The sequence below is a fragment of the Porticoccus sp. W117 genome (assembly GCF_030341905.1).
Taxonomy (GTDB): Bacteria; Pseudomonadota; Gammaproteobacteria; order Pseudomonadales; family Porticoccaceae; genus SCSIO-12696.
The window spans coordinates 22,262-33,638 of sequence record NZ_JATAAF010000028.1 but is presented as its reverse complement, the minus strand read 5'-3'; the positions used below and the strand labels follow the sequence as shown (position 1 = coordinate 33,638).

At 53.3% G+C, this 11,377-nt stretch carries 9 protein-coding genes; all 9 read right to left on the bottom strand.

Annotation, left to right across the window (positions count from 1 at the left end; all coding sequences use genetic code 11):
* Positions 1-393: 393 nt before the first annotated feature.
* Positions 394-1,455, bottom strand: coding sequence for a CNNM domain-containing protein (locus tag QSV34_RS13965; protein ID WP_289155701.1), 1,062 nt, complete (start codon positions 1,453-1,455; stop codon positions 394-396).
* A 209-nt stretch (positions 1,456-1,664) separates the two neighbouring features.
* Positions 1,665-2,036: a VOC family protein gene (locus QSV34_RS13960; protein ID WP_289155700.1), complete on the bottom strand. Its 372-nt coding sequence runs from the start codon at positions 2,034-2,036 to the stop codon at positions 1,665-1,667.
* A 153-nt stretch (positions 2,037-2,189) separates the two neighbouring features.
* On the bottom strand, positions 2,190-2,477 hold the full coding sequence (locus QSV34_RS13955) for a helix-turn-helix domain-containing protein (protein ID WP_289155698.1): 288 nt from the start codon (positions 2,475-2,477) through the stop codon (positions 2,190-2,192).
* The gene (locus tag QSV34_RS13950) at positions 2,474-2,824 is read right to left on the bottom strand and encodes a type II toxin-antitoxin system RelE/ParE family toxin (RefSeq protein ID WP_289155697.1); all 351 of its coding nucleotides are present in this window, start codon (positions 2,822-2,824) and stop codon (positions 2,474-2,476) included. The genes QSV34_RS13955 and QSV34_RS13950 overlap by 4 nt, the downstream gene beginning before the upstream one ends.
* 128 nt (positions 2,825-2,952) lie before the next feature.
* Entirely contained in the window at positions 2,953-5,175 is a 2,223-nt protein-coding gene (gene katG, locus QSV34_RS13945) for a catalase/peroxidase HPI (RefSeq protein WP_289155696.1), read from the bottom strand.
* Between the two features lie 144 nt (positions 5,176-5,319).
* Complete coding sequence (locus tag QSV34_RS13940; RefSeq protein WP_289155694.1) at positions 5,320-7,461, bottom strand: hypothetical protein; 2,142 nt, start codon at positions 7,459-7,461, stop codon at positions 5,320-5,322.
* A 121-nt stretch (positions 7,462-7,582) separates the two neighbouring features.
* The gene (locus tag QSV34_RS13935) at positions 7,583-7,981 is read right to left on the bottom strand and encodes a hypothetical protein (protein WP_289155692.1); all 399 of its coding nucleotides are present in this window, start codon (positions 7,979-7,981) and stop codon (positions 7,583-7,585) included.
* 151 nt (positions 7,982-8,132) lie between these two features.
* Entirely contained in the window at positions 8,133-9,143 is a 1,011-nt protein-coding gene (locus QSV34_RS13930; protein WP_289155691.1) for an AraC family transcriptional regulator, read from the bottom strand.
* Positions 9,144-9,609: 466 nt separating this feature from the next.
* A complete protein-coding gene (locus tag QSV34_RS13925; RefSeq protein WP_289155689.1) occupies positions 9,610-11,310 on the bottom strand; it encodes a UDP-N-acetylglucosamine--peptide N-acetylglucosaminyltransferase SPINDLY family protein in 1,701 nt (566 codons plus the stop codon).
* Positions 11,311-11,377 lie beyond the last annotated feature (67 nt).

The window sequence follows — 11,377 nt, the reverse complement described above, 5'->3', positions numbered from 1 at the left end:
GGGATTGATAAAAACGCCCACCATTTATTTGTGAGCTGTGCGTTGATGAACCTTGTGGTAGCTAAAGCTCATTTGCTGAAACAGCCAGAGTTGTCTCAGGCGTAGTTCGCCTGAAAACGGGGAGGAGCCCCCCGTTACGATGAGCATACGCGTAAATATCGAGTTATTTGTGCAAGATTTGGAGAAAACGAGCATCTGAGTTTTTGATTTGCGAACATAAAATCGCTTTATCAATTAATCAGATGTTCCCTAGTGGTAAATGAGCGATCTACACTTGTACTGCAATAAAAATGGTGTGAAATTCATTGTTAATGATTGCTGCCAGATCGAGCTTATTTATAGTGCATTTAAAGTGAGTCCAAAGATACTTGGAGGTTGCAGGCCCCCACTAATCTAGCTTTTCTCTTGCGGGTTAGATTTGTCTTTCCGCGCTTTTTTCAACCGATCCCGAAACTTCCTTTTCGCCAGCTCCTGCATATCCTCAACCGGATCACTCTCATCAACAATCTCACGGCCAAGTAAGGTTTCAATGGCATCTTCCAGTGTCACTACGCCGGACGTCTGGCCAAACTCATCTTCCGCTAGTGCAAGATGGATTTTGCGTTTAATGCACATATCCAACATTTTGTAGACGGGTAGTTTTTCGGAAACACGGGTGATATTTTTCGCCAATTCCTTGATGGCTTTGTCGCCGTCGCCATTGCGTTCCGCTTCAAACAAATCGGTACGAAATACACAACCGGTAATGTCGTCAGTGGTATTGCCATAGGTTGGGATGCGGGAGAACTGGCGGCTTTTCGGGTTATCGAGCGCTTCGGTTACGGTCAGGGATTCTTGCAGCATATGGACAACGCTTCGCGGCGTCAGAATGTCTTCCACATTCACGTCTCTCATGCTCAAGAGGTTGGACAGGTATTGGTTTTCCTGGGTAAACAAGGTGCCGTCTTTATGGCTGATTGAGGCCAACGCAATAATTTCATCGCGGGTGATTTCAGCGCCTTTGTTTTTGCTGAACAGGTGGGTGATGCGTGTCGACAGCCACACTAATGGGTAAACAATTTTTACTAGCCAGGAGATGGTATAGGCAGACGGCACCGAAAGTGGCCGCCAGAATGTCGCCCCCAGAGTTTTGGGGATGATTTCCGAGAAGTACAGAATGGCCAGTGTCAGCAGTATGGCGATTAACGTTTCCCACTCCGGGCCAAACACTTGCAGTGCCTGAGAGCCAACGCCCGCTGCGCCCATGGTGTGCGCGAACGTGTTGAGTATCAAAATGCTGGACAGCGACTCATCGATATGGGTTTTTACATGAGCCAGTTGCTTGCCGCGGCGCGGGCTTTGTTCGCGGACTTGTTCAACGTAGCTGGGGGTAACCGATAGCAGCACCGCTTCAAGGATCGAACAGAGAAAAGATACTCCAATGGCGATGGTCAAGTAGATTAATAGCAGTGTCATGGTTGCCTTGAGCCCAGGTAGTTTGCAGTGCCCGATTACAGGGGATAGGCATTATAGGGAATAACGGGAATCAAGTCGCAAGCGGCGATCAGTGCGCTTGTTTTTACAAGGCAGGGGAGTGATTGGTTGTGGTGTGGTTTGGATGGTTTGCCAGAGGATGAGTAATCCCGCCCTGAAACCATCCAGCAGTTTTAGGGCGGGGCGGGCTTTTACAAGTTCATGTGATAAAACGAGATCTTGTTGCCATCCAGATCGCGAACATAGCCGCCGTAGAAAAAGTCGGTACGCCAGCCGGGTTTGCCTTCGCAGGTGGCGCCCAGTTCAAGGGCTCTGTTGTACAGGGCGTCGGCGCCTTCTTCTGAGCCGCCGGGGATGGCGATCATTTGGCCGTTGCCGCAGCTTTGCTCGCCGCCGTCGGAGGGGGTGCAAACCGCCAGCATGGCGCCGCCTTTGCCGTCGCCGTAGAACTTAATACGGTCCAGCCCCATCAGCTGCTTGCCGCCAATTGGCTCCAGCAGTGCGTCGTAAAAGGCGGTGGCTTTGGCCAGGTCTTTGGTGCCAATGGTTGTGTATCCCAGCATGGTGATTCCTCATGTGTTGGTACTTGTTGTTGGTATTGGTTCCAGAGTGGGTCGATAAACAGATCAGTTATAGACAGATGTGGGCGGTGAATTCTCCGCAGCGTTGCAAAAAAAGGTGTGCACAGGTGCGTGAGTGATGAAGTTCCGGAGCAGTTAAGCGGCAATTTGCAAGGGGTGGAGCCCAACACGAGCTGCCATGGCCACCAAAGCGTCAATGGTAAACCCCGCTGTTTTGCCTCGGCAGATGTCACCAACCCGTGAACGTTGCACGCCCATTGCGTCGGCGGCCTGTTGTTGGGTCAGGTTATGTTCCTTCATGTGGTTGACGATGGTGTTGAACAGGGCTGCTTTGAGTTTTAACTGTTCAGCTTCACCTGGATCGAAATCAAGATCGTCGAAAACGCTGCCTGTGGTTACTGTTTCAGTTACTTCATTTGTCATATTTTCAGCCTCTGTTTGGCTGCTTTGTAGCGGTCAGTAATGGTCTTTATGTCTGGCTTGGCGGCGGCTTGTGTTGTTTTTTGCCAGCAGTGCAATACGGTTATTCCGTCTTTCAGCTTTGTGACATAGGCGACCCGATAAGTCCCATCGTCTGCCCAAATCCGTATTTCATAAACACCACTAATGCCCTTGCCCAAATTCTTCAACGGCTTCCAGTCCAGCGGGTCATTCCCTTGCTGGAGGCGATGAAGCTGATAGCCTGCAGCCTGCTTGGCATCGTTTGGGAAGCTAAGCAAATCGGATTTGCTGGTTCCCTCCCAATAAATTGGCTTTAGAGTCCTTTCCATCAGGGTGATTGTATAAAATTTTATACAAAATGCAACAGATGCTTAGTATCGGGATATTAAAAAGCCCCATCCTTGTGGACGGGGCTTGTGGTTGTTGATGGTTAGATATCTCAGGACGACAGGTCTATTTATTTGCCCGCCACATCAAACCGGTCCAGCATCATCACCTTGTTCCAGGCGGCCACAAAGTCGCTGAGGAATTTATCTTCCCCGTCGTTGGCGGCGTACACTTCGGCGATGGCGCGCAGTTCGGCGTGGGAGCCAAACAGCAGGTCAACCGGGGTGGCTGTCCACTTCACGTTGCCGGTTTTGCGGTCGCGGCCTTCGTACAAGCCTTCACCGGATTTTTTCCAGTGGGTAGACATATCCAGCAGGTTGACGAAGAAGTCATTGCTGAGTGTGCCAGGCACATTGGTGAATACGCCGTGTTTGGCGCCACCGGTGTTGGCATCCAGTGCCCGCAGGCCGCCTACCAGTGCGGTCATTTCCGGCACGGTGAGGTTCAGCAGGTTGGCCTTGTCAATCAGCATATTGGTGGGTGAGTGGCTGCTGCCGTCACTGTAGTAGTTGCGGAAGCCGTCAGCTTTGGGCTCCAACACGGCGAATGAAGAGACATCCGTCTGCTGCTGGGAGGCGTCGGTGCGGCCTGGGGTAAACGGCACGCTTACCTTGTGGCCTGCGTCTTTCGCTGCCTGTTCAACCGCAGCACTGCCAGCCAGCACAATCATATCCGCCAGGGAGATTTTTCGGCTCTTGGATTTGCGGTTGAAGTCACTCTGGATTTTCTCCAGCACAACCAGCACGGTTTGCAGTTCCGCCGGGTTATTGGCCGCCCAGTCTTTTTGTGGGGTCAGGCGAATGCGTGCGCCGTTGGCGCCACCGCGCAGGTCGGTGCCACGGAAACTAGCGGCAGAGGCCCAGGCGGTTCTTACCAGCGCCGGTACGCTAACGCCGGATTTCAGCACTTTGGCCTTCAGTTTTTTCACATCACTGGCGTTCACCAGAGCGTGGTCAACCGCCGGTACCGGGTCTTGCCACAGCAGAGCTTCGCCAGGTACGTCGCTGCCCAGGTAGCGGGCGCGGGGGCCCATGTCGCGGTGGGTGAGTTTGAACCAGGCTTTGGCAAAAGCCAGTTCAAATTCTGCCGGGTTGTCCAGAAAGCGCTTGGATATCTTGCGGTAACTGGGGTCGAATTTCAGCGCCAGGTCGGTGGTGAGCATAATGGGCGCATGACGCTTACCGGGGATGTGAGCGTCGGGCACCAGGTTAGATGCCTGACCGTCTTTGGGAATCCACTGAATGGCCCCTGCAGGGCTGCGGGTTTTTTCCCATTCAAAATTGAACAGGTTTTGCAGGAAGTTATGAGTCCACTGGGCCGGGCTTACCGTCCAGGCGCCCTCCAGCCCACTGGTGATGGTGTGTTCGGCTTTGCCGCTTTTGTATTTGCTGGTCCAGCCAAAGCCTTGTTCTTCAATGTCGGCAGCAGCGGGTTCCGGGCCCACTTTGCCTTCTGGCTTGGCGGCACCGTGGGCTTTACCGAAGGTGTGGCCGCCGGCAATCAGGGCCACTGTTTCTTCGTCGTTCATGGCCATACGGCCAAAGGTCTCGCGAATGTCGTTGGCGGCCAGTAGCGGATCCGGGTTGCCATTGGGGCCTTCCGGGTTGACGTAAATCAGGCCCATTTGTACAGCAGCCAGGGGTTTTTCCAGTTTGCGGCCTTCACTGTAGCGTTCGTCCGCCAGGAATTCGTTTTCCGGGCCCCAGTACACCAGGTCGGCCTCCCAGTCGTCTTCACGGCCACCGGCAAAACCGAAGGTTTTAAAGCCCATGGATTCCAGAGCCACGTTACCGGTGAGCACCATCAGGTCCGCCCATGACAGACTGCGGCCGTACTTTTTCTTGATGGGCCACAGCAGGCGGCGGGCTTTGTCCAGGTTGGCGTTGTCGGGCCAGCTGTTCAGCGGCTCAAAGCGCTGTTGGCCACCGGCGGCACCACCGCGGCCATCGGCCACACGGTATACACCGGCGCTGTGCCAGGCCATGCGAATAAAGAATGGGCCGTAGTGGCCATAGTCAGCGGGCCACCAATCCTGGGATTCGGTCATCAGCTTTTCGATGTCGGCTTTTACCGCCTTCAGATCCAGCTGTTTAAAAGCCTCGGCGTAGTCGAATTGTTCGCCGAAGGGGTTAGATTCAATGCCGTGTTGGCGCAGGGGGCTTAAATCTACCTGATTGGGCCACCAGAATTGATTAGATTTGGGGGTGCCGCCCGCTTCAGCTGTATCGATAGCTGCTAATGGGGTTAGGGCTACCGCCAGAGCAAGGGCTAACGGCTTGGCTTTCAAAAACATGGGGACTACCTCCTATTGAAATTTATTAAGGAGCTGCAAGGTTTTGCGGCGTAGTCCCAGTATTGGTTTGTGCTGTCGATAAATAAAATCGATTTTATTTATGCGGCAGATAGGTTTGTTTTATTGGAGGGGGGTGGCAGTGCACTATCGAATTACTTCGTGGAGTTGCATCTCAGGATAAAACATCGGTACGGAACCGGAACTTTCATCCATGGATTTTTGCAGCATATCGATGGTGCGTCGGTCTTCAGTTGATAGGTTGGGGTTGTCCCTAAGTTGTATTGCTGCGTCCCGGTTGAAGAAATAGTAGTTGGAAAAGAGCCCAGTGAGCGCGTTTGTGCGGGTGCGTTTGTCGTTGATGGATGACATCAGTTCAAGTGCTTTGTCGGTGCCCAGATTGCCACTGCCAATTAGCCCGTTAAGGGCGTTGTCCCGTGCTTTTGTTGAGCGCAGGGATTGCGCCCATTGTTCCGCTTCCTGAGGGCTCTGTTGTGCCCAGACGCTGGCGATCTGACGTGCGCCAGTGGAGAGTTGTTGTTCCTTGGCATTGCTGGTCAGCCAGTTGGCGGCGCTGGCGGGATCGCTGTTGGCCCAAGAGTTGAGTGCCAGATTAACGGCCTGATTATTGCCGCCGTTCGACTCACTTAAGGCAAAGTCGAGGGCTGCTTGAGGGTCGCTTTGTGCCCAGCTGCTGCTTACATACTGAACCATTTGCTTATAGTTGCGACTGTCGCGAAATTGCTGAATCCACTCCGCCGCCTGCTGTGGATCAGTATTGGCTTTGGCGGCGGCAATCGTGGGCAGCCAGCTCTCTCGTACGTTACTCGGTAGCCGATCCATCAGTTGGATAGCTCTTTCCGGATCCTGGTATGCCAGTTGGTAGCTGGTTTGGCGCAAAACCGTTTGTTGGATAGCTTCGTCCTGGGTGGTCACCCAGTCCAGTGCTGCTTCCGGGTTTTGCTGCATCCAGCGTTCCGCCACAGTGATCATGGCTTGCGAGCGCTGGTCTTGTGGCAGCAGTTCCATCATGCTCAGAGCAGTTTCCGGGCTGTTATTGGCAATGGCATGCATCACGGTACTTACCAACTGTTGTGCCCGGTGACTGTCTATGCTCTGTAGCACTTCGATAGCGGCTTCCGGGTGTGTTCTGGCGACTTCGGGTAGCACTGAAAACATCCGCTGATCTTGTTGATTGCCGTCTACTTCATTGGCCCACTGCAACGCCTCTAACGGATATATGCTGGCTAACTGATAGGCAATAGTGCTTTCCAGATCCCGCTTGACCCGTGCATCCTGTACCTGTTCCAGCGCGGCAAGCGCCTCTTTAGGGGCCTGTGCAGCCCAGCTCTGGAATATGCTGTAATAAACAGATTCGCGCTCAAAGGCTGGCAGGTCGTTTACAGCGTTCAGGGCTTGTTGGGCGCCATCTTGTGTCTTTGCCCAAATTTGTAAAATAGCGTTCAGCGCCAACTGCCGCTGCTGGGCATCTTGTAGCTCCACAGCATATTTATAAGCCTCTTTTGGGGATTGATTTGCCCACTGTTGGGCGGCTTGCTGAACGTACTGGTACTGGCCGTCTGCAGCCGACATGGCCAAAGCCGCCTCCATCATCTGCTGGGGTGAACCGGCCAGGCTTGTGACTTGTACGTCTATGCGCAGTGCCTTGAGATCGGCAACCGGGGCCAACTGTTGCTCAATATCTGCCAGCAATTCTTTGCTGTCGTGCTGCCATGCGTAATAGATGGCCTCCGCTGCCCATTGACTGAACTGGCGGTTTTCTTCTGCCAGAGCCATTTCAATGGAGGCATTAATGTCCATGCGCGCCAGGTAGTGGAATACTGTGTAGGTAATGTCTCTGGAATGGCGGGCGGGAACCTGGGGCAGGCTGGCAACTGCGCGTTGGGGTGCCAGCTCCGTGTAGCGGGCAAACAGTGTGATCAGGGCCGCCCGTTGCAGGCCACCATCGGCCAGCTGTCCGGTCTCAGAGATAAGTTGTTCGATGGTGCGTTGGTCAGACCTGCCCGCCAGTGCCATAAGGGCTTGATCCTGGGTAAAGGCGGTGGGCAGAGTGGCGATATCGCTCAAGCTGACAAGAGATTCAAAACCGCTCTGACGGTGCTGTTCTGCCTCTTGCTGGCTGATTTTGGGCACGTGGTCAAAGTGGTTGTTTGCTGGCTGGGTGGTGAAAGTAGGCCCGTTGTTAAGGCTGAAAAATTTCTGGAATCCGAGAACCAACAAACAGCCGCTGATAATCAGCAGCAGTGAACGAAACAGCTTTTTGGCCATGGGTAACCTTCCTTGTCAGTTGAACTGTCAAAGCCGATTGTGCCGCCAAATGGATGGGGGAATCAATACAAAGAGAAACGGCCACCTGATTAGGCGGCCGTTTCTCTGTTAGCTTTACTGCTCAGGAAGCCCATACGTCCTTCTTAGGTTTCTTTGGTTCTGGTTGTCCACTGTGTTTTTGTACCGCCTTGCGCCGCCACTTGGAGATGATAAATACGTTGAAGAAGTGGAAGGCGCCCAATACAAACATGGCCAGGCCGACTTTTTTGCTGATGAACTCAATGGAGTGCCGAAGGGAACTCAATTCATCCTGGGTCTGCAAAGCTAGCAGGATATAACCCAGATTGAGCAAGTAGAAACCCACCACCAACAAGTGGTTAACAGAATGAGCCAATTGCTCGTTGCCGTTAAAGCTGTCGATCAGAAACACCAGGCCGTTTTTGCTTAACGTGCGAGCCACCCACACGGTCAGGGTAGTGCTGATCATCAGGTACAGTAGATAACTGGTTTCGATATACATTGTGCTCTCCTCAGTTTTTGGGGTCACTGGCAGAATGCACGTTTGTGAAAGTTAAAAATTCCTGATGGATAAAAATTGAATAAAAAAATTATTATTCTTTGCAGATCAAATAGTTATTCTTGTGCTGAATGATAATTCAAGAGTCGACAAGTCAGCTTTCAGCGCATTGCCGAAAGCTACCGGGAGATTGGCCAGTGATTTCCTTAAAGGCGCTGTAAAAATTAGATTGGGAGCGAAAGCCCAACTCCATGCTGATCGAAAGGATTGATGCCTTTGGGTCTTCCAACAGCAGTTTTTTGGCCGCCTCAACCCGCTGGCTGCGAATATATTTTGAAAAGCTCATGCCGTGGCGAGTATTAATCAGCTCTGATAGCTGGTGATTTGAAAGGCCCATTGTGTCTGCCAAAAAAGACAGGCTCAGATTTTCGTTCTGATATATCTTGTCGATGGCCATTAACTGGTTGAGCTTTTTCAGGGTGGTGTCCACGTCAATATTGTTCAGGGTGGATTTTGAATAGCTGAGAGATACTGCCTCATTCAGCTCTGTAACCAAGTCCGGGTAAATAATAAAAGAGGCGGTAATAAGCACGAATGCCAAGGCAATACCGTTGGCGTAAAAATAGTAGAAGTAGGCGCTGTCTATGTAGGAACTGGAAAATCCTAGAATCAATACCAGTAGTGCCAGAACTGAAAAAAAGCCGAAGAAAAACAGTTCAACCGCATAGCGTTTTCGGTGAGCCCGCAAACGGGAAATCAAGTGAAACAGCCAGCAGCAGTAGCTGGTACCAATCAGGAAAGCCAGTGGAACAGCGATTTCTCTTGGCAGATAAAATACCAGGGACACTGGCAGCAGATGCAATATCAGCAGAGGTTTTACCGGGGAGCTGGGGAACATAACCGCCCGACTGAAGTAATAGAACAGTGGCGGTGTAATAAAGGTCAGTAATCGATAAAACTGCGAATCAAGCAAGTCTGTTTGGTTGCCCAGGAAATCCAAGTGTGCCAGTTGCAGCGCGCACAAAGTGGTTAACAGGCCAGTACCGGAGCAGACTGCGAACCAGGATTTATTGATGTTTTTCAGAAAGGCCAGATAAAGCAATAAAAATACCACGGCCATAACGACAGAAAAACCAACGCACAGGGTGGTAATGGTAGAAAGCATATTGGCCTGCCGGGCTGCTGAGTCCTTGATTGCTCAGAATCATACAACGCCAGAAAGAGAAACGGCCACCTGATTAGGTGGCCGTTTCGGTAAAATGTTGTCCTTAACAATCGTCCCTGGTGGCGTCCTGTCGTTTCCCGCAACCATCCCGGTTGTTTATCCTTTAGTCCCGACGCTTCCTGCGATGTAGGTATGATTCCATATTGGCCCTTGGGAAACTATTGGTAAAAATCTGATTTTTTTGTAGGAAATATCTTACCCAAGCATTTACCTTCGTTGTCACCCTGAGGAGCGCAGCGACGTGAGGGTCTCGCAGTCTGATATTTGTGAGATTGACTCGCACCATCCATGGTGCTCGGCCCTGCGGGCCGTCTTCGACGCCCAAATTGTCTTTCCTGCCAATTTGTCTTCGCGTCGTTGCGCTCCTCAGGATGACGGGACGGGAATGGCGCTCCTCAGGATGACGTTACTGGGGTGTCCCCGGTTCGCAGTAACAGGAGGAGTTGGGGTGGGTGTCCGCTTTTGCCCAGGCCAGATCGAAGCGTTTGCCTACGTCATTGGCTTCCGCTTCTTTCATCTGGGCTGCCAGTGCCTGACGCAGCCCCAGTAGTGCCCAGCCGTTGCTGCGGTTGCGGTTCAGGTCGTCTCGATACACTTGTTCCGCTTCTTCGAAGCGACCGTCTGCCATCAACAGCGCTCCCAGTGCGTGGCGCACTGGCAGCATCCAGCCCGGTGGCTCGTCGTATACCAGGGCATCTTCGGCGGCGATGCCTTGGCGCAGTAGGGCGTAGGCTTGCTCTCGTTCACCTTCGCGGAACAGCAGTTCGCCCTCAATCATGGCTTTGGCGATGGGCATCACAGTGGATACCTGGTTATTGAAGATATACCACTCCTCGGGGATGCGCTCTGCCGCTGCGAGGAATGCGGCCATTTCTTCCCGTGCCTGACTGGTTTGCCCCAGGGCTGAGTAGGCGATGGAGCGGGCGTAGCGCCGCACGGCGCGGCTTACTAGGCGAAACTCGGCGTAGTCCGGCTCATTGAGAATCTGCTCCCATTTACCGAAGCGCACCAGCACGTGGAAGGTGGTGGGCATAATGCCTTCTATAAGCCCGGCGAATTCCCTCAGCGGGGCTTCCGGCATCTCTGCTTCCAGGGCACGAGCGGCGGTAATGGCGTCTTCATAGCGTCCAGACATCATCGCCGCATAGGCGAGAAAGTGCAGGTTGTGAGCGTAGTAGATGGCGTACATCTGCGGTTCTGGTGAGCGCTGGAAGTAGGCGCGGTCGGCGCTTACTGCGGCGCTGTTGGAATCCACTGCATCGCCGTAGCGACCCACGCGAATGTAGATGTGGGATGGCATATGCACCAGGTGGCCGGAGCCGGGAACCAAGCCTGTCAATGTGTCGGCGGCAGGCACTGCGCGATCCGGGTTGTTGGATGCTTCCACGGCGTGAATGTAGAAATGGTTGGCGCCGGGGTGGTTGGGGTCTTTGGCCAACACGCCTTCCAGTGTGCTGACAATTTCTTCAATGCGCCCTTTGGGGTTGCCGTCTTTATCCCAGTAGTCCCAGGGTTGCAGGTTCATCAATGATTCGGCGTACAGTGCACCGAGATCGGTATCGTCTGGATACTGGCGATGGGCGCGGCCCATGGCGTCGGCGTAGGCCTGGTCGAGATGAGTGCGGCTTTCAGGGATGGGTAAGGCGTAACGTTTGTCTACGGCGCGCACCAGGGTCTGCTCAACGGGGGAGCCGTTGTCGATTCTCGCCATGGCCGAGTCGGCGGCAGTACGCGCAGCGTGGGAGCGTTGCTCAGTCATCTCCGGGTCATTGATATTAATGCCGTGTGCATAGGCCACCCCCCAGTGAGGCATGGGGTGGCTTGGGTCGTGCTGCGCCGCCATGGTAAATGAGCGTATGGCTTCGTCGTGGTTAAAACCGTACAGCAGTTGCATGCCCTGGTTGAACCAGCGCTGGCACTCTGGCGAGGCGGTGGTGATGGCGCGCTGGAAGTTGCCAAAACCCTCGTAGAGTAAGGCGGCATCTTGTGCGGCGGATTGGGTACTTTGGGCGGGGGCAGCTGTTCCGTTACCTTGGGATGATTCCTGACTGCAGGCAGACGGCAAAAACAGCAATGCCGCCGCCAGCAGGCGACAGATTGGTTTCATGGTCTGGTTTTCCGTTTAAAGGTGTAGTTGTGAGTATAGACAAGGACTCGGCTGCGTGCTGCGGGCG